Origin of the sequence: Arcobacter denitrificans (SeqCode), assembly GCF_048571185.1 — a bacterium.
Taxonomy (GTDB): Bacteria; Campylobacterota; Campylobacteria; order Campylobacterales; family Arcobacteraceae; genus Arcobacter; species Arcobacter denitrificans.
This window is the reverse complement of sequence record NZ_CP182350.1, coordinates 205,722-226,046: the sequence shown is the minus strand read 5'-3', so window position 1 is coordinate 226,046 and position 20,325 is coordinate 205,722. Positions and strand designations below refer to the sequence as shown.

The window sequence follows — 20,325 nt, the reverse complement described above, 5'->3', positions numbered from 1 at the left end:
CAAAAAGATGTATAATAGTGAATAAAGATATAAATCAATTTTAAAGGAGGTTATCATGGAATTTGGTCCCATACCACAATTGAATGAGTTTCAAATGGATAGTGCTAAAATACGCGAAATTGTAAATGAAATCGATCCTAGCAAAAAAATTGATAATGATAGGGAAGCCAAAGAGGTTTTAGAAGTACACAAAGAAAAAGCCAATGAAGTTAACCCAAAAGAAGAAGTTAAAAAAGGTGACTTTTCAACTTATAATGAAGTTACATTAACTAATTTGAGTTTTGGTTATAACGCAGAATCAAAAGATTTTTTTGTTAAAGTTCAAAGAGGAGATTTTGAAGCTCAATATCCAACTGATGAGATGATGAGATTAAAAGCGCTAATGTTAAGTGCAAAGGAAAATGAGGCTAGCTAGTTATAGAACTATTTTTTAACTCTAATAGTCTACTAGCTTCATAATATTTTTTATTGTTATCTAAGTTTTCTAAAAGGTGATTGTATTTTTTAAATACTTTCCAAACTTTTTCATAAGCCTCATATCTATTTTTTTTAAAAAGTGCTAATGCCGTTGCACCATTTATAAGTCCTTGTATAGCTTTAGCTTTACTTTTTTCTTCTATTTTTTTATACCCTCTCCACTCAACTTCTAAAAGTTCGTGGGCTTCTACAAACCTTTCCTCTTTTACAGCTAATATAAACTCTTCTATACTCAAGAATTAAGTTCTTTATCTAAATAATACCCTGTATATGACCCAGAATCTTTATGATTTGTTGCAATTTGTTCAGGTGTTCCTATATCTACTATTTGTCCACCTTTGCTTCCACCTTCTGGTCCCATATCAATAACCCAATCAGAATTTTTGATAATATCAAGATTGTGTTCAATTACAAGTACAGAGTTTCCTAAGTCAACAAGATGGTGTAGTACTTTTGTTAACCTATCTACGTCTGCAAAATGTAGCCCAGTTGTAGGTTCATCAAGTATATAAAGAGTATTTCCAGTGTCTTTTTTGCTTAACTCTTTACTTAGTTTTATCCTTTGTGCTTCACCACCACTTAGTGTAACTGCATTCTGTCCTAGTGTAATATATCCAAGACCTACATTTTGTAAAGTTTCTAGTTTTGCAAATATTTTAGGAACTTTTTTGAAAAACTCAATAGCTTCATCAACACTCATATTAAGTACATCAGAGATTGATTTACCTTTATATAGTATTTCTAAGGTTTGAGCATTATATCTTTTTCCATGACACTCATCACATTTAACCATAATATCTGGTAAGAAATGCATCTCAATTTTTATCTCACCTTCCCCTTGACACTTCTCACATCTTCCACCTTTTACATTAAAAGAGAATCTTCCTATTTGATAACCTCTTAGTTGTGCCTCTTTTGTTTTAGAAAAAAGTGTTCTTATCTCATCCATAAGTCCTGTATAAGTTGCTGGATTACTTCTTGGAGTTCGTCCTATTGGAGACTGGTCTAGATATATAACTTTATCAAGTTCTTCAAGTCCTTCAATTGTCACACCATCTACCTTATTTACTTTTCTTGCATGGTTTAATAGCTCTTTTGCAACTGGAAGTAGAGTTTGTAAGATAAGTGAAGATTTGCCACTTCCGCTTACTCCTGTGATTGAACATAAGTTTTTTAGTGGAATTTGCACATCAAGATTTTTTATATTATTTATTGTTACATTCTTAATCTCAATAAATTTTTCTTGGGGTCTATTATGTACATAATCTATTTTTTTCTTTCCAGTTAGATATTGGGCTGTTAGGGTTTTTGCTTTCATCATCTGCTTTAATGTTCCTGCAAATACTATTTCTCCACCATACTTTCCTGCATTTGGTCCAATATCAACTATATAATCAGCAGCTTCAATTGTCTCTTTATCATGCTCAACTACTATAACAGTATTACCTTTTTCTTGTAAGGCACGTAGTGTTTTGATTAGTTTATTAGTATCTCTTTCATGTAGTCCAATAGATGGTTCGTCTAGTACATACATAACTCCTGTAAGACCTGAACCAATTTGTGAAGCTACTCTAATTCTTTGTGCTTCACCACCACTAATTGTTCTGGCATCTCTTCCTAAGGTTATATATCCTAGTCCTACATCATTTAAAAAGAAGATTCTCTCTTTTATCTCTTTTAAAATAGGAGCAGAAATCATTTGTGATTGATTTGAAAAGTATTTGAAGTTATCTTCATCATGAAAAAACTTGTAAGAATCTTCAATTGGCAAAGTAATGATTTCAGAAATAGTTTTGTCTGCAACTTTAACTGCTTGAGAAGAGGGTTTTAGTCTATTTCCCCCACAATCACTACATGACTTTTCTGTCATATATTCACCTAAATCTTTTTCATCTTTTATCATGTCATAGGCAATTTTAACTATACCTTCCCATTTTCTAGTTAGTTTGTGTCTTTTCCAGATAAATACTGCATCTTCCACACCACCATGAAGTATTGATTTTTTTTGATGTTCTTCTAAGGTATCAAAAGGAGCGGCTGTATCAATTCCAGCTGCTTCACAGTGAGCTTTTAGCATCTTAAAATAATAGCCTTTATTAAATCCGTAAATAACCCTAATGGCACCATTATCAATACTAAGGCTTTCATTGATTACTTTTTTCATATCTAAAGCATATCTAATTCCCAAGCCATCACAAGATGTACAAGCACCTTTAGGTGAGTTAAAAGAAAAAGTTAATGGTTCAAGTGGTTCAAAAGAGATTTTACAATCAAAGCAGGCCATATGTTCAGAGTAGTGGTTGTGTTTTTCAACTCCTACTTCTTCATGATTCAAAATCTCGATTTCAAGTTCTCCAAAACTCTCTTTTAGGCCTTTCTCAACATCTTGAGCAATTCTATCTTTATTTTCTTCTTTTACAACAACTCTATCAATTACTACTTTAATAGTGTGCATTTTATTTTTTTCTAACTCTATTTCTTCATCAAGTCTAACCATTACTCCATCAATCATGGCTCTTACATAACCTTTACCTCTAAGACTTTCTAAAAGATCAGCAAAAGAACCTTTTTTTCTATTTATCAAGGGTGCAAGAATTACTATTTTTGATTCATCTGGCAAGTTTAGAACTTGTTCTATTACATCAGAAGCACTCATTTTAGAAATAGGTTTATCACATTTGTGACAGTGCTGAGTTCCTACTCTTGCATATAAAAGTCTAAAGTAATCATAAACTTCAGTAATAGTTCCAACAGTTGATCTTGGATTTTTGGAAGTTGTTTTTTGGTCAATTGCAATTGCAGGAGTTAATCCTTCTATTCTTTCAACATCTGGTTTACCAACTTTATCTAAGAATTGTCTTGCATATGCAGAAAGAGACTCTATATATCTTCTTTGACCTTCAGCATAAAGTGTATCAAAGGCTAAAGTAGACTTACCACTTCCTGAAAGTCCCGTAAAAACTATAAGTTTGTTTTTTGGTATTTCTAAATTAATATTTTTTAAGTTATTTTCTTTTGCATTATATATTTTTATTGAATCTGTCATTTTTATCTATCCGTTTATTGTAAATTGTTTATATAAAAGCTGTTATAATTCAAGCTTAATTATAAATTTTGAACCTGTGTATATATTATTATCATATTTAAAGGTTAATTTTTCTACTTCTATATCACCACCTAAGTGTTTGTGAACTATCTCTTGAGTCATAAAAAGACCAATTCCAGTTCCATCACTTCTGTGTTTTGTTGTGAAGTATGGTTCAAAGATTCTATCTATAATTTCATCTTTAATACCTTTTGCATTATCTTTAATTTCTATATTTAAAAAATCATTTTCTTTATAACAATCTATAAAGATATATTTTTTATCAAACTCTTTTTCATCGAAATTATCATAAGCATCTATGGCATTATTTAAAATATTTAAAATAACATGAATAAGTTCATTTTCTAATGATGTTATTTCTATATTATCTATGTTTTTGATTAGTTCTATATTTTTGTTATCAAGTTGAGCTGATAATAATTTCAATGCTTTTTTAAATGGCTCTTCTATATTAAAAGTATTTTTTTCTTTTGTTTGCTTGAAAAAGTTTCTGAAATCATCAATAGTACTTGATAGATGATTTGATGTATCAACTATAATATCTATACATTTTATTAGGTTCTCATCACTCAATGTACCAAACTCTTTTTGTAGTTTAATTCCACTAGCTGAAGTTGTTATTGCAGATAAAGGTTGTCTCCATTGATGTGCAATATTTTCAATCATTTCACCCATAGCTTCCATTTTTGATTTATGATATAAAAGTCTATCTTTTTCTTTTTTCTCTTCTTCAAGAGTTGTTATATCAGTAGTATCTATTACAACCCCAATAAGTCCTAAAACATCTCCATTTATATCAAAATATGCAGACTTATAAAATACAACATTGAATCTTTTATCTAAGTTTTTATTATAAACTTCTGATTGATATACTTGTGGGTTTTCTTCAAGCTTAAATACTTTTTCATCTTGTTCATGATAGATTTGAGCAATATCAAGTGGGGCAATATCAAAAACAGATTTTCCAATGATTGAATCTACTTTAATACCAGTTAATTTTTCCCAAGCTTTATTGCAACCCAAATATTTACCTTCTTTGCTTTTATAAAAAATTGAAGTAGGGTTGCTATCAAGTAGAGTATTTAAAAATATTTTTTGATTTTCTAACTTATGTATATTTGACTCTATCTCATTTTTTAGTATTTGTTCTTTTTTAAGTTTTTCTGTAACATCTCTTGAAATACAAATCATATAATCAATATTATCTTCACTATGGTGTTGTATATTTGATTCTAGGATAAACTTTTTTTTACTCTTTGAATAAAAGTTAGAATAAGTTGTTATTTTATCATGAAGTAAAATTTCATTTAAACAATCTTTTTCATCAATTGCTTCTCTTATGTCATCAATTGCTAAGGTAGAAAGTTCATCCATAGTATATTCTAAGGTATCTAGAAACTTTTTATTTGCATATATAATAGTAGATTCTTTCATGTTATATATTGTAATCAAGTCATTTGCTTGATTTATAAGGTTAAAAAATAACTTTGAACTAATCAATGGATTTTCTGTCAAACTCTTCCTTTTCTAAATGTATAGTTTGAGTAGGGAATGCAAATGAACAAGAGTTTTTCTTCACTAATTGTGAGATTCTTACAATAACATCTTGTTTTGTCTCTAGCCAATCTTCCCACATAGGACTTCTACTAAAACAATAAACTAAAATATTTATAGAACTATTTGCATATTCATCAATATAGACTAAAAGATTATTCTTAACACCTATCAAATCTTCTTTTTTTAGTAAATATGGCTTTTTATCAATAGTTGCTGATTTTGATGTGGCAATTGAGTCATGCTCTTGTAACATCTCTCTAATGTCATTCACCAAGTTTTCAATATCACTCATTTTACTACTGTATGTTATACCTATAGACATATTGATTCTTCTACCTATAATTCTTTTTGACCAGTTTAAAATAGGTATATTTGCCAATTGGGCATTTGGAATAGTAATCATTGCATTTGCAAAGGTTCTAATTCTAGTAGTTCTCATTCTAATATCAACTACAGTTCCTTCTACATTTCCAGCTTCTATCCAATCTCCTTGTGAAAATGAATTGTCTGTAATAATATTTAGTGAACCAAAAAAGTTAGATAGTGTATCTTTTGCAGCAAGTGCAACTGCTATACCACCAATACCAAGTGAAGCAATTATGGCTTTAATATCAAAACCTAATTGAACCAATAAAAATAAAGCTATAAATATAAGAATCAATATTTTTAAAATTCTTAATATAAAGTCAACCATCTCTTTTCTCATGTTTGGATAGTCACTAAATATTTTATCCGAAGATTCATTTATATAGTTTGTTAAAATTCTATAAAACATATAAGAAGATAGGGCTAAATATACAGTATTGAACCAAGGTATTAAATAGTTAACTTTACTTGCATCATCTATTAGTAAAAAAAGTGATAATTGAAGTGAAAAAACATAAATAATTAAAGATAAATTAAATCTAAAACTAGCAGGGATAATCTCTATAATAGAGCTATTTAAGCCTTTTATGTTTTTTGATAGTTTATGGTTAAATAGTTCAGCAAAATATGGCAGTACTTTTCTATTAACAAACATAAAAAGTATAAATATAGAAATAAGAATTACAACTTTTCCTACAGAAATATGTAAATAATAGTTAAATGTTTCAGAAATATTTTTTATATATTTATTTGAATCTATTTGTTTTATAATATATTTCAAGCTCAGTTCATCAAGTATAAAATTACTTGGTCTAAAATCACTAATATTAGAATTTAAATAGTTGTAAACAAGTAAATCAGCATTTATTTGTGTTCGTAATGATTCAAAAACATTATTAAACTCAAGGCTAAGAGGGTCTTTTTGTGAAGATATTTGATTATATGTTTTTTCAAAAAGCCTTAAATCTATTTTGTTCAGTTCTTCAATTTTATTTTCAAGTAAAGTGACAAAATACTTTTTATCTTTAAAGGAGTTTTTACCATCAATTATTGAGTTTATTGTTTGAGCAAACATCTTTTCATTTTCTAAAAATGATATTTTCAAAAGGTCTCTTGAAACAGCTAAGTTATTATCATATTTTGAATTGACATTTATTTTACTATTTAAAAACTTTATTTTTTTTTGATATTTTTTTTCATCAAAAAGGTAGGGAATTTCATTATTTATATTTTTAATAATTTTTCCCATTTCATCATCAATTATTTTAATTTGTTTATCAGCATTGATGCTTTTGTCTTTAATAAGCTTTATAATAAAGCCTAAGTCATAAGCACTTATTTCTTGATTATTTGTATTTAAATCTGCTTCTTCAGTAACTTTATTGGTATCAACTCTATTTGTAGCTTGATTACTTTTATTTATTGAATCACTCACTGCTAAAGTATTTCCAAAAAGGTTTATTGAGAGTAATAAAAGTATAAAAGTTCTAAATAAAGTATTATTGAAATTGTATCTTTTTGTATTGAGCATAAGATTCCTGTTTAAAAAAATAAAGTATATATTGTACCATAATTAAATATTAAAGAAGCATTTGGTATTTTACATATTAATAATTATAAGGTTAGTATAATGAATATTCAAAATAGCTTTGAAATAGAAAACGAAATTTTTTATTATTATGATTTAGAAAAAGTCTTTTCATTATATGAAAGCTTAAGAGAACTTCCTATTTGCTTAAAAATATTATTAGAAGAGAATTTAAGAAAATCAAATAATGATGAAGAAATAGAGTATATTATTGATATATTTTTAAATAGAAAAAACCTTAATATAAATTTTTATCCTTCAAGAATTGTAATGCAAAATTTTAGTGGAATTTCTTCTCTTGTTGATTTAGCATCAATGAGAGATATCCTTGCTAGATATGAAGGTAATATTAATAAAGTAAATCCTACAGCAATGATAGATATAATACTTGATGACTCTTTGGATGAAGATATTGAGATAAAAGAGAAGTATAAATTTATAAAATGGGCAAAAACTAAATTTGAAAATATTAGAGTAATTCCTCCTGGTTCACAAATTTGCCATCAAATAAATTTGGAATACTTATCTACAATTGTTCACTTAGAACAAAAAAATGGGAAAAACTATCTATTTCCAGAGACAATAGCAGGAACAAATACAGAGACTAAAATAATAAGTTCATTAGGTGTTTTGGCTTATAAAACGCAAGGTGTTAAATTTGAGTCAACAATATTTGGATTTCCTTTATCTTTTAACTTGCCTAAAGTAATAGGAGTAGAGATAAAAGGAAGACTAGATAAGACAGTAACATCATCAGATTTAATTTCAAATCTAACAAATAGTTTAAAAGAGTATACACTATTTGAAAAAATAGTAGAGTTTTATGGAGATGGCATTTATGAACTAACACTAGAAGACAGGTTAACAATTTCAAATGTGATTTATGAATATGGTGCAAAATCCTCTTTTTTCCCAATAGATGATAGAACTTTGCAGTATTATGATAACACTATGGATAATAGTGATTTTTCTAAACTAATAAAAGAGTATTTAGAAAAACAGAGTCTATTTTCTAAAAATGAGATTTTAGCCTATGATGAGACTATTGAGATAAATTTAGATTTAATTCAAGCAAAAATATATGAATCTAAAAAAACAAATGAAAAAATTACTATCAATGAATTAAAAAACTTTCCAGTCCAATATAGAGGAATTAACTTAAAAGATGGAGATATTGTATTAGCTATAATATCCTCAAATTCAAACCCTTATTCTCTAATACACGCAGGACTTATAGCAAAAAAAGCTTGTGAATTGGGTATAAGAGCTAATGATAGTATTAAGAAACTATTATTGATTACTTCTTCCTTGGAAAAAATATATTTAGAAAAACTTGATTTATTGAAATATTTTGAAAGACTAGGATTTATTCTTGTTGAAAATGATTATAACTTCAATGACTTCAATAAAAATATAGAAGAAGATATAAAAAATAGCAATTTAAATGTAGTCTCTCTCTCTTGTGGAGGTGAAAAGTTTGAAGAGAGTATTCCCTCTTTTATTAAATCAAGTTATATTATGTCTTCATCTTTAATAATAGTATATACTTTAGCTAAAACAATTAAATGTAATATTTTGCATGATTGTATAGAAAGAGTAGAAGATAGAGAAATTAAGATTGATGATATTTGGCCAGATAATGAGCTAGTTGTAGAGTATCTAAACAAGTTAGATTATAGTCTATACAAAGAGATTTATAAAAGTATTTTCCAAGGTAATGAATATTGGCAAAAAATAGAAGTAGAAGACACACCCACTTATAATTGGGATAAAGACTCCACTTACATACAAGCTTCAAATTTTTTTGATAATGAAAATATAGAAAAAATAGAGATAAAAAATGCAGCTAGTTTAGTGATTTTAGGAAATAATATTAGTAGTGATAACATCTCACCTAAAGGACAGATAGCTTTGTATTCATCTGCTTCAAACTACTTAGAAGAAAGAGGAATAAAGTCATATAATTATAACTCTTTTATAAGCAGAGAGGGAAATAGTGAAATTATGCTTAGAAGTATTTTTGATAGTGTTAATTTAAAAAATGAAATGGTCTCAAAAGAGGGTGGATATACAAAAGATTTTGAAGAGGATGAAATTGTCTCAATATATGAACTCTCCCAAAGATTTAAACAAAGGGATAGACCTTTGGTAATATTTGCTGGTAAAGAGTTTGGAGTTGGAGAGTCAAGAGATTGGGCTGTAAAAGGTATGAAATCTCTTGGAGTAAAGGCAATCATCGCAAAATCTTTTGATAAGGTCTATAGAGAAGATTTAGTTACTTTTGGAGTTTTGCCTTTAGAGTTTTTAGAAGATGAAGATTCTGAAGTGTTAAACTTAAGAGGTGATGAGACTATTGATATAGTTTTAGATGATATAGAAGTAAATACTTTAGCTAATCTAACTATTAGTTCAAATAGAGCAGTTATTGAAACAAAACTAAAAGTTAGATTAGATAATGAGGAAGAGATAATTTATTATAAAAATGGTGGTATCTTATCCTATTTATTAAAAACTATGATTTCATAGATAAATATAAGTCAAATAAAGCTAAATAATAATAAAGTACAAATAAATTATCAATAGGGTTATAATATATGTCATTTTCTAAATTAAATTTATCAGACAAGTTAAATATATCACTTAAAGAAAATGAATATATAACTGCAACAGCTATTCAAGAAAAAGTTATTCCTTTAGTCTTTGAGCATAAAGACATTATGGCAAAAGCACAAACAGGAAGTGGAAAAACAGCCAGTTTTGTATTGCCTATTTTAAACCTTTGGGCAAAGGAAAAATATGTAGGAAAAGCAAAAATTAGATGTTTAGTCTTAACTCCCACAAGAGAATTAGCCCTACAGGTATCTCAAGCTTTTAATACTTTTAGTAAATATTTGCATAAAAAGCCCAAAGTTGTAAGTGTGATTGGTGGAGAGAGTATAGGTGAACAACTTTTAGATATACAAAAAGGGTGTGATTTTGTAGTTGCAACAACAGGAAGACTACTTGATATCTTAAAGAAAAAACAGATAAATCTATCAACTCTTGATTTTTTAGTATTAGATGAAGCAGATAAAATGCTTGATTTTGGCTTTGAAGAGGAGTTAGAGCTTCTTTTAGAATCCCTGCCAACAAAGCGTCAAAATCTTATGTTTTCGGCAACTTATCCTCCCAAGATTTTAAATATTGCATCAAAAATAACACAAAATCCTATTGAAATCTCTATTGAAAGTGAACAAACTACTGTAGAGACAATCAATCAAAGAGTAATAGAAGTAAACAAAGAGAATAGAAGTGCTTTATTAAGAACTTTGATAAAAGATGAGAAGTGGGAACAAGTATTAGTTTTTATGGCAAGTAAGCGTTCTTGTGATAACTTAGCTTTTAAGTTTAGAAAGTATGGATTTGAAGCAGAATCTTTTCATGGTAATTTAATACAAGAAGAGAGAAATGAAACCTTAGAAGACTTTAAAAATAAAAAAATAAAAGTTTTATTTGCTACAGATATAGCTGCACGAGGACTTCATATAGATAATATCTCATGTGTAGTGAATTTTGATTTACCAAGAGCTGTGGCTGATTATATACATAGAATTGGAAGAACCGGAAGAGCTGGGAAAAATGGAATTGCAGTATCTTTTATCTCTCATGAAGATAAAGAGCATTTCTCCTTGATTGAAAAAAGAAGTGATATAAAGCTAACAAGGGAACAAATTGTAGGCTTTGAGTTAACAGGAGAGCCTATAAAAAAGATAAAAGGACAAGCACCAATAAAGGGAAAACGAAAAAGTAAAAAAGATAAATTAAGAGAACAAAACTCTAAATAGTTTTATATATCATTATTAAAAAAGTCAGTATATATAAAAATAGAACATATTTTTTATAGGATTTAATATTTATTTTGTTTTTTACTTTAATTCCCAAATAAACGCCAAGTAATGAAGCAATACCAACTGTAAAACCTTCACTATAAAGCATATGCCCACTGTAACTTAGAGATATAAATCCTGCACTAGAAGAAAACATTACAAAAAATAGACCCAAGGTTGTAGCTTTTTTTAGATTATAGTTCATTAATCCAACTAAAATTGGGGTTATCATAATTGAACCACCAACACCAATACTCATGGCTATCATACCTACAACTGCACCTATTAAGATAAGTAGAAATTTTGAATGTTTTTTTTCTTCTTTATTATGTTCAGCAGGTGTTATAAATAGTTTAATAATAGAGGCAAGCAGTATAATAATAAAAACATATTGTAAAGTTTCATTGGATAATGTACTTACAATAAAACCAGAAGATAGTCCCCCTAAAAAGCCACCAATTCCAATTAGTATACCATCAATAAAAACACCCGTTTGTTTTTTACTATTTAAAAAAGTTCCAAAAATAGAGCTAAATACCATCTGCATTACAGATATGGCTATAGCTTCTTTCATAATAAACCCTACCATTAGAAGTGTTGGAACAAGGAGCATACCTCCACCAACACCAAAAAAACCAGATACAAAACCAGTAACTAGTCCAAATAATAGGAGTTCATATATCATTATTTAATAGAATTCATTGCAGTAATGAATTTTTTATAGATTGATTCTAATTCATGGTCTTCATTGCTCAAATCAATGCCATCATATTTTCTAACAGCATGTTCTAATACAGCAACTCTTTTTAGTAAATATTCAAACATCTCTTTATTTATATCTGGTAAATCACCATGGTTAAGTCTTCCATTTTTATCATCTTTTTTGATAATTTTCGCAGGAACTCCTACTGCTGTAGAGTTTTTGGGTACATCACAGATTACGACAGAATTTGCTCCGATTTTACTATTTTTTCCTATTGTGATATTTCCTAAAACTTTTGCACCACTTCCTATTACAGAGTTTGCCTTGATAGTAGGGTGTCTTTTCCCTTTATTTAAGCTAACACCTCCAAGGGTTACACCTTGATAGATAAGAACATTATCTTCAAGTATTGCTGTTTCACCAATAACTACACCAATCCCATGGTCTATGAATACTCTTCTTCCAATAGTAGCTGCTGGATGAATATCCATATTACAAAAGAATTGTGTTATTCCCATAATTATTCTTGCAGTAAGTTTAAAGTTTTTCTTATATAGTTTATTTGCAATCCTATGATTAATTACTGCCCAAACACCTGGGTAATTGAAAAATAGTTCAATATTTGAATTAAGAGCAGGGTCATTTACTTTTGGAACAGCAAAATCTTCTTTTATCTGTTGCCAAAGTGACATTGTTTCTACTACTTCTTCTTTATTATTTAATTCTTCATTTGTCTCATTACTCATAATAACTCCATATTGTTTTTAAGTAAGTATTTTCATTTAGATACTTTTTTAAATCCTTATAAATATCAGGCTCTAAGTTTTTACTTAAAATATTTTCTATCTCATTTGTATCATAATCAATATCCTCAAGTACATCAATAGTCTTTTGTGATTCTAATATCTTTTCTAATACAACTTTTCCATCTTTAAATACAATATTAACTTCTGTAGGATGTGAAAATAGATTGTGTTTCATACCTAATGTATCTTGATATGCACCTACATTAAAAAATGCTAAGAAATAATCCTCTTGATTTAAGTTTATATCATGTAAATAAAGTGGTTTTTTAGCATCGAAGGGAATCTCCCCATCACTATCGCACGTTATATCCCATAATGAAGCACTTCTTGTAGGTTTTTCATTTAGATGTGTTATTGGCATCACTGGAAACTCTTGATCTATACCCCAATTATCTGGTAGAGATTGAAAAAGAGAAAAGTTTAATAAATATTTTTCTTGAATATTTTCATCAAGTCTTTTTAACTCTCCATAATCATCAATTTCTAAAAGTGATATAGCTTTTTTTATAATTTGATGGGTTAGTATTTCTGCGTTTGATCTATCTTGTAAATCAATATAACCTAAGTCAAATAGTGTTAAAAGTGATTCCATATGATCCATACTATCATGCATGTACTCATATGCAGTTTTCTTTTTTATATCCCTATGTAAGTAAAAAAGTTCTTGAATTAGTGGAGGATTTTTCTCTTTTAGTTTTAAATGATCAAGTTCATATTCAGATGAAAAGAGCTCTAAAACAGGAGTAATCAGTACGGTTGATGCTGCTGAAATAAATCTCCCTGATTCTGTGAAAATATTTGGTTCTTCAACACCTTTTTGACGTGCAATATCTTTTATAGTAAAAATAACATCATTTGCAAACTCACTTAAAGAGTAAAATCTTGTTCTTTCATAGGCATTATATTCAACTGCTAATCCACCACCAATATTGATTGAGGATAATTTATTTGCACCAAGGTTTTTAAGTTCTGCATAAATATGTCCTGATTCTCTAAGTGCTTTTTTAAGAGGTTTTATAGAGTTCATAGCAGAACCAATATGAAAGTGAATCATAGTAAGGTAATCAACAATATTAGTCTCCTCCATAAGTTCATAGGCTTCAAGAATTTCAGTAGAAGTAAGACCAAATTTTGAGTTAATACCACCACTTTTTGCCCATAATCCACTGCCACCACTATGAAGTCTTACTCTTAGCCCAATATTTGGACACTCTAACTTAGTCTCTTTTAAAACAGCAATAATCATTTCAAGTTCATTTAAACCTTCAATAATAAGTGTAATATTATGTCCCATCTTTTTAGCAATAAATCCAAGATGAATCATCTCTTTATCTTTAAATCCATTTACTGTAATTGGAGAACCAAGATTATTGTAGGTCATTGCAATAACAAGTTCTGCTTTACTTCCAGCTTCTAAGCCATAATTAAATTTTTTCCCTTCTTTTAAAAGAGGGTGTATAAAGTTTGGTAATTGATTTACTTTTAAAGGAAACACTGCATTAAATGTTCCTTTATAGTTGTACTCTTTAATACTTGCATTAAATACATTATAGAGTGTATTAATCTGTTTTTTTGTTATATGTGGAAATCTTAAAAGCAAAGGACCTTTAAAGTCTTGTTTTCTAATATCTTTAACAATAGAGATTAATGATGGTTTCCCATCAAAATTGACTTTCGCTAAACCATCTTCAATTATAAAATTATCATCACTCCAGATATCAATACCATAATCATTCACGATTAAAAATCCTCTAGTTTTAAATTTTCTTCTTCTTGTGTAGATATGTTTTTTATATAAATTGTTCCATTTTTTAGTTCATCTTCTCCCATTAGTGCAACAATATTTGCTCCATGCTTTTCTGCTAGTTTAAAGTGTTTACCAAAACTTCTTGAGTTGTACTCCATAACAGTTTTTGTTTTTTTTCTTTTTTCAATAGCAATTTTTGATAATGTATTTAAAGCCTCTTCACTCATAGCCCCCAAGTAGATTGTATCACTTTTTATTTCTTTTGGTTTTATTAGTTCAAGTAATCTCTCTATTCCAATTGCAAATCCAATTCCAGGAGTTGCTCTTCCACCTAAAAATTCTACAAGTCTATCATATCTTCCCCCACCAGCAATTGCACTTTGGGCACCAATTTCATTTGATGTAAATTCAAAGGCAGTTTGAGAATAATAATCTAAACCTCGTACTAGATTAGAGTCTATGACATAAGATATATTATTAAAATCTAAAATCTCTTTTAGTTTTTCAAAGTCACTATCACATTTTTCACATAAGTTATCTGTAATCTTTGGTGCATCTACTAAAAGTGATTGACATTTTTCATTTTTACAGTCTAATACTCTTATTGGGTTTGTTTCTATTCTTCTATTACAGTCATCACAAAGCTCAGTTCTTATGTTTGATAAAACTTTTACAAGATTTTCTTTATAAGTTGGCATACAAGTTGGACAGCCAAGTGAGTTAAGTTGTAATGTAAATCCAATTCCAAAGAAATCTAAAATCTCTTTTATCATCATAATTATATTTGCATCTTCATAAACTGAATCTATGCCAAATACTTCACAACCAAATTGATGAAACTCTCTTAGTCTTCCTTTTTGTGGTCTTTCATATCTAAACATAGGACCATAGTAGTACCATTTGTACGTTCCACCAGCTCTGTCAAATTTGTTTTGTACAAAACTTCTAACAACGCCTGCTGTTCCTTCAGGTCTAAGACATACGTCATTTTCACCTTTATCTATGAACTGATACATCTCTTTATTAACTATATCACTACTTTCTCCCACACTTCTTTTAAATAGTGCAGTCTCTTCTAAAATAGGAGTTTCTAAATATGTAAAGCCATAGTTTTTTGCTATTCTTGAAGCATTTTCTATAAAATATGTAAAAAGTTCACTATCATTTCCTAAAATATCATTCATACCTCTTAGGCTTTGAATATTTTGTTTACTCATTAATAAAATCCTCAATTCTTTTTGCAATCTCTTCTATGCTTAAACTAGCATCTATAAATATATGATTTAAATCTAACATCTCAATAGTTTTCTTCATTCTGTTTTGAATATCAAGTAAATAGTCTATTCCTCTTGATTCTATGGAATCATTAGATTTATTTGATAATCTATTTGTTAACTCTTCTTTACTTAATTCTAACAAAATAGTGTGACTAGGCAGAGTATTTTCTGTTGCTATTAAATTTAGTGTTGTAACTATTTCAATGGGCAAGTTTGAAGCATAAGCAATACCTGAAATAACAGACCTGTCTGATATAAGCATTTTATCTTTATTTGGTTTTATGACCTCTTCGATATGTTCAGCTCTATCTGCTAAAAACAAAAACATCTCTGCAACTTTTGACTTTGCTTCACCATTGAGTGCCATTTCTCTTAGTTTCATTCCTAACTTAGTAGCACCTGGCTCTTTTGTAAAAATTGCTTCATTAAAATTTTTTGACAAAATATCAAGTTGTGTTGATTTCCCAGCTGTATCTATTCCTTCTATTACTACATACATTTTAAAACCTCTTTTGGAACTAAGTGCTCAAACTTACCTTTATATAATATGATTTCCCTAACAATTGTAGAACTTACAAAAGCATTTTCAAGTGTTGGCATAAGATATAGAGTCTCTATTTGTTTATTGATTGAAGCATTTGCATATCCCATTTGTAGCTCATATTCAAAGTCACTAACGGCTCTTAATCCTCTAATAATAGTTGTAATACTTAGGCTTGTTGCAAGGTCTACAAGTAAAGTATCAAATCCAACAACCTTAACTCCTGCAATATCTTTTGTAGCTTCTTTAGCAAACTCAACCCTTTGGTCATGGGAAAACATAGGTTTTTTTCTTTCACTTTTAGCAACTGCAATAATAACTTCATCAAAAATATTTGCTGCTCTTTTGATAATATCCATATGTCCATTTGTAATAGGGTCAAATGTACCTGAATATATGGCGCTTTTGTATGAAGATATTTGTTCTTTATTCTCTTTATTCATCATCTTTCCATCTTTTATATAAACTATTTTCTATTCCTAAACTATCAAACCATTTTCCAATAATAAAGTTTTCCATTTCATCAATTGTACTGTTATTTGAGTAATAACCCAAAACTGGTGGTGAAATAGTAACACCCATTGAGGATAACTTAGTCATATTTTCTAAAGCTATTAAAGAAAAAGGCATCTCTCTTGGAGCTAATAAAATCTCTCTTTTTTCTTTTAAAGAGACTGAAAATGCACGAGTAATTAAATTGTCTGCAAAACCATATGCACATTTTGCTAGGGTATTCATAGAACATGGAATAATTACCATTTTGTCTATTTTAAATGAGCCAGATGCAATAGGTGCAGCAATATCACTATTTTTGAAGATTGTAATATTTTTTTGAGCATTTAAGTTTTCTAAGGCAGCAGAATTTTCATATTTTAAAGCAATCTTTGCACTTTTTGAAATAACAGCAAATGCCTGTATATTTTCAGGTAATAGTTTTAAAAACTTTATTCCTAAATTTACTCCACTAGCACCACTAATTGCAACAACTAATCTCACTATAGTTCCTTTTTTTGTTGTGTAAAATAGTGATATTAGCTTAAAAAATCTTTATTTTCAAACAATAGCTCTTTATGTTTTTAAGTTTACTTTACAATTAAGCGTAAAAATTACTAAATTTAAGCTAATATTAATAAATGGAATGTTAACATTTTGTATTACTATAAATAAATGTAAAGTAATCATTTTGTATAATACATTTCATTTTAGTTATACTAATTGTCTAAAGGATAATCAATGTCAAAAGTCTTCACATACTTAAGAATTAACAAAAATAATAACTCATATACAAAGTTACAAGAAGATGGAATAATTTCTTATGTCAAAGAACATAATATGGAAATTTTTCATAACATTGAGGTTGAAATTAGTGCTCCAGATGAAGAGAAAAATATTTTAGAACTACTTAAATCATGTCAAATGAACTCAACACTATTAGTTTATGATTTAAATGTTTTTGGTAGAACAGTAGAGAGAATTTTAGAGATAGTTAAGTTTTTATTAGAGAGTAAAATACGTATACTTGTCATCAAACAAAACTTAGATTTAGTTTCAAATGATGACATGCTGACAAAAATGGTTCTAGGTGTAATTTCAATGACAATATCTTTAGATAAAGATTTAATGAGTCTAAGAACAAAAGAGGCTCTAACTGCAAAAAAACTAAAAGGCGAAAGTCTAGGTAAACCAAAAGGTACTATTCAAAAATCTAAATTTGACAAGCAAAGAGATAAAATAGAAGAACTTCTAGGTGTAGGATTGTCAGTTAGAAAAATAGCAAAACTTTTAGGATATAACAACCATATTGGACTAAATAACTATGTTAAAAAAAGAAATATAAGAGAACATAGTTCCTCACTTGAAGAACTAGCAAGTTAAATTTATACCTTCACTTTCACATTTATATTTACTTCAAAAATATTATAGTATCATATTGACTATTTAAAATTTGGAGAATATATTATGAAAGTATTATTAATAAAAGATGTAAAAGGTACTGGTAAAGCTGGTGAAGTAAAAGAGGTTTCTGATGGATATGGGAAAAACTTTTTAATAGGAAAAGGTTTAGCATTACTTGCAACAAATGAAGTTTTAAATAAACACAAAGCTCAAATGAGACGAGAAGCTCAAAAAGAAGCTGAAGAGATAGAAACAGCAAAAGAGATTGCAAAAAAGCTTGATTCTCAAAAATTTACAATTAAACATAAAATTGGAGCAAATGGACACTTAATAGGGTCTGTTACAAATAAAGAGATTAGTGAAGTATTAAAAGCACAAGCAGATATTGATTTAGATAAAAAGAGTATTACTTTAAAATCAAAAGTAAAAACTGAAGGTATTTTTGAGGCAGATTGTAAATTGGGACATGGAATTCATGGAACACTTAAATTTGATGTAATAGCAGAATAAAATATGTTTGATGCAACTACGATATTAGCTTATAGGGCAAAAGATAAAGCAGTAATTGGTGGTGATGGTCAAGTTACCTTTGGAAATACTGTTTTAAAAGGTAATGCTACAAAAATAAGAACACTATATAAAGATAAGATTTTAGCCGGGTTTGCAGGAAGTACAGCTGATGCTTTCAATCTTTTTGATATGTTTGAAGACCATTTAGAAAACACAAAAGGTGATTTATTAAAAGCTGTAATTGCTTTCTCTAAAGAGTGGAGAAAAGATAAAGTTTTAAGACGTCTAGAAGCTATGATGATAGTTTTAAATAAAGAACATATTTTTATTTTATCAGGAACTGGTGATGTAGTTGAGCCAGAAGATGGAATGATAGCTTCAATTGGAAGTGGTGGTAACTTTGCTATTTCTGCTGCAAGGGCACTTCAAAAACACTCAAACTTAGACCCTGAAGCGTTAGTGAAAGAATCACTAATGATTGCAGGGGAACTATGTATATATACAAATCAAAATATTAAATTATTGAAAATAGAGGATTAGTACAAATGAATATGACTCCTAAAGAGATTGTAAAATTTCTAGATGATTATGTTATTGGTCAAGATGATGCCAAAAAAACCATTGCATTAGCACTTAGAAACAGATATAGAAGAATGCAATTAGACCCAGAAATCCAAGAAGAAATTATGCCTAAGAATATTCTTATGATAGGTAATACAGGTGTTGGTAAAACTGAGATTGCAAGAAGATTAGCAAGAATGATGAGTCTTCCTTTTGTAAAAGTAGAAGCTAGTAAATATACTGAAGTTGGTTTTGTTGGGCGTGATGTAGAGTCTATGATAAGAGATTTAGTTTTTGCTTCAATGGACTTAGTAACTAAAGAGTATGAAGAAAAAATACAAGACGGGATAGACCAAGAGGTAAATAAACAAATAATAGAAAAACTTGTTCCACCTTTGCCAGAGAGTGCAAGTGAAAGTTCAAAAGAGTCTTTTATTAAAACATTTAATAAAATGGAAGAGAAATTATTAAAAGGTGAACTTGAAGAAAAAATAATTGAAATAGAACTTCCTAAAAAAGCTCATGTAGAAGTTATTGATTCTTCTCTTCCTTTAGATATGACATCTATGCAAGAGAGCTTAAGCAATATGTTAGGCTCACTAAATAAAGATAAAGTTAAAAAAGAAGTAAAAATAAAAGACGCCAGAAAACTTTTGAGAAGTGGAGCAAGTGAAAAACTAATAGATCAAGAGTCTATTAAACATGAAGCTTTAAGAAGAGTTGAAAATGGTGGAATAATATTTATTGATGAAATAGATAAAATAGCCTCTGGAAAAAACAATCAAAATCAAGATCCAAGCAAAGAGGGAGTTCAGCGAGACTTATTACCAATAGTTGAAGGAAGTAATGTACAAACAAAATATGGACAAGTAAAAACAGACCATATATTGTTTATAGCTGCAGGGGCTTTTCATGTAAGTAAGCCAAGTGACTTATTACCTGAATTACAAGGACGATTTCCTCTTCGAGTTGAATTAAACCCACTTGATGAAGAAGCTTTATATAAAATATTAACAAATACTAAAAACTCTTTATTAAAACAGTACAAAGCCTTACTAAATGTTGAAGGTGTAACTTTAGAGTTTGAAGATAGTGCCATACGTGCTTTTGCCCATCTTTCTGTTGGTGCAAATGAAAAAGCTGAAGATATTGGAGCAAGAAGACTTCATACAGTTATTGAAAAAGTTCTTGAAGATATAAGTTTTGATGCTGATGAAAAAAGCGGTGAAACTATTGTAATAACAAAACAATTAGTTGAAGAAAAACTATCAGATATCGTAAAAGATGAAGATACTACAAGATACATATTGTAGTTTTTATTTTT

General features: G+C 28.6%; 18 protein-coding genes. 7 read left to right on the top strand and 11 right to left on the bottom strand.

Features of this window, described 5'->3' with window-relative positions; all coding sequences use genetic code 11:
- Positions 1-55 precede the first annotated feature (55 nt).
- Positions 56-415, top strand: a complete 360-nt coding sequence (locus ACNI28_RS01170; protein ID WP_419765021.1) for a hypothetical protein — start codon at positions 56-58, stop codon at positions 413-415.
- On the opposite strand, the gene ACNI28_RS01165 is transcribed toward ACNI28_RS01170, so the two are convergent.
- The 4 genes from ACNI28_RS01165 to ACNI28_RS01150 are packed head-to-tail and all read right to left on the bottom strand — an operon-like array spanning position 408 to position 7,037.
- The gene (locus ACNI28_RS01165) at positions 408-713 is read right to left on the bottom strand and encodes a DUF309 domain-containing protein (protein WP_419765020.1); all 306 of its coding nucleotides are present in this window, start codon (positions 711-713) and stop codon (positions 408-410) included. The two genes, ACNI28_RS01170 and ACNI28_RS01165, sit on opposite strands and share 8 nt — an antisense overlap.
- Positions 710-3,523, bottom strand: coding sequence for an excinuclease ABC subunit UvrA (gene uvrA, locus ACNI28_RS01160; protein WP_419765019.1), 2,814 nt, complete (start codon positions 3,521-3,523; stop codon positions 710-712). Before uvrA ends, ACNI28_RS01165 begins: the two co-directional genes overlap by 4 nt.
- 42 nt (positions 3,524-3,565) lie before the next feature.
- The gene (locus ACNI28_RS01155) at positions 3,566-5,098 is read right to left on the bottom strand and encodes a PAS domain-containing sensor histidine kinase (protein ID WP_419765018.1); all 1,533 of its coding nucleotides are present in this window, start codon (positions 5,096-5,098) and stop codon (positions 3,566-3,568) included.
- Positions 5,076-7,037: a mechanosensitive ion channel family protein gene (locus ACNI28_RS01150; protein ID WP_419765017.1), complete on the bottom strand. Its 1,962-nt coding sequence runs from the start codon at positions 7,035-7,037 to the stop codon at positions 5,076-5,078. Before ACNI28_RS01150 ends, ACNI28_RS01155 begins: the two co-directional genes overlap by 23 nt.
- 99 nt (positions 7,038-7,136) lie before the next feature.
- Here ACNI28_RS01150 and acnA point away from each other — a divergent pair, with 99 nt between their 5' ends.
- Positions 7,137-9,620, top strand: a complete 2,484-nt coding sequence (gene acnA / locus ACNI28_RS01145) for an aconitate hydratase AcnA (RefSeq protein WP_419765016.1) — start codon at positions 7,137-7,139, stop codon at positions 9,618-9,620.
- A 68-nt stretch (positions 9,621-9,688) separates the two neighbouring features.
- On the top strand, positions 9,689-10,918 hold the full coding sequence (locus tag ACNI28_RS01140) for a DEAD/DEAH box helicase (protein WP_419765015.1): 1,230 nt from the start codon (positions 9,689-9,691) through the stop codon (positions 10,916-10,918).
- Here ACNI28_RS01140 and ACNI28_RS01135 read toward each other — a convergent pair.
- Genes ACNI28_RS01135 through ACNI28_RS01105 form a run of 7 tightly spaced genes read right to left on the bottom strand, consistent with a single transcriptional unit; the run spans position 10,911 to position 17,030 of the window.
- Positions 10,911-11,645 (bottom strand): sulfite exporter TauE/SafE family protein, encoded by a 735-nt coding sequence (locus ACNI28_RS01135; protein ID WP_419765013.1) that lies wholly within the window; start codon positions 11,643-11,645, stop codon positions 10,911-10,913. The genes ACNI28_RS01140 and ACNI28_RS01135 overlap by 8 nt on opposite strands.
- The gene (gene cysE / locus ACNI28_RS01130) at positions 11,645-12,409 is read right to left on the bottom strand and encodes a serine O-acetyltransferase (protein WP_419765011.1); all 765 of its coding nucleotides are present in this window, start codon (positions 12,407-12,409) and stop codon (positions 11,645-11,647) included. Before cysE ends, ACNI28_RS01135 begins: the two co-directional genes overlap by 1 nt.
- Complete coding sequence (gene speA / locus ACNI28_RS01125) at positions 12,402-14,210, bottom strand: biosynthetic arginine decarboxylase (RefSeq protein ID WP_419766435.1); 1,809 nt, start codon at positions 14,208-14,210, stop codon at positions 12,402-12,404. Before speA ends, cysE begins: the two co-directional genes overlap by 8 nt.
- Positions 14,210-15,433, bottom strand: a complete 1,224-nt coding sequence (gene hisS, locus ACNI28_RS01120; protein ID WP_419765009.1) for a histidine--tRNA ligase — start codon at positions 15,431-15,433, stop codon at positions 14,210-14,212. Before hisS ends, speA begins: the two co-directional genes overlap by 1 nt.
- Complete coding sequence (gene tmk / locus ACNI28_RS01115) at positions 15,426-15,992, bottom strand: dTMP kinase (protein WP_419765008.1); 567 nt, start codon at positions 15,990-15,992, stop codon at positions 15,426-15,428. The genes hisS and tmk overlap by 8 nt, the downstream gene beginning before the upstream one ends.
- Positions 15,983-16,477, bottom strand: coding sequence for a pantetheine-phosphate adenylyltransferase (gene coaD / locus ACNI28_RS01110; RefSeq protein ID WP_419765007.1), 495 nt, complete (start codon positions 16,475-16,477; stop codon positions 15,983-15,985). Before coaD ends, tmk begins: the two co-directional genes overlap by 10 nt.
- Positions 16,470-17,030, bottom strand: coding sequence for a UbiX family flavin prenyltransferase (locus ACNI28_RS01105; RefSeq protein ID WP_419765006.1), 561 nt, complete (start codon positions 17,028-17,030; stop codon positions 16,470-16,472). Before ACNI28_RS01105 ends, coaD begins: the two co-directional genes overlap by 8 nt.
- A 237-nt stretch (positions 17,031-17,267) precedes the next feature.
- Between ACNI28_RS01105 and ACNI28_RS01100 the strand changes: the two genes are divergently transcribed.
- From ACNI28_RS01100 to hslU, 4 genes are all read left to right on the top strand, one after another.
- A complete protein-coding gene (locus ACNI28_RS01100) occupies positions 17,268-17,909 on the top strand; it encodes a recombinase family protein (RefSeq protein WP_419765004.1) in 642 nt (213 codons plus the stop codon).
- Positions 17,910-17,993: 84 nt separating this feature from the next.
- On the top strand, positions 17,994-18,440 hold the full coding sequence (rplI, locus tag ACNI28_RS01095) for a 50S ribosomal protein L9 (RefSeq protein WP_419765003.1): 447 nt from the start codon (positions 17,994-17,996) through the stop codon (positions 18,438-18,440).
- Between the two features lie 3 nt (positions 18,441-18,443).
- On the top strand, positions 18,444-18,980 hold the full coding sequence (gene hslV / locus ACNI28_RS01090; protein ID WP_419765001.1) for an ATP-dependent protease subunit HslV: 537 nt from the start codon (positions 18,444-18,446) through the stop codon (positions 18,978-18,980).
- 5 nt (positions 18,981-18,985) lie between these two features.
- The gene (hslU, locus tag ACNI28_RS01085) at positions 18,986-20,314 is read left to right on the top strand and encodes an ATP-dependent protease ATPase subunit HslU (protein WP_419765000.1); all 1,329 of its coding nucleotides are present in this window, start codon (positions 18,986-18,988) and stop codon (positions 20,312-20,314) included.
- Positions 20,315-20,325 lie beyond the last annotated feature (11 nt).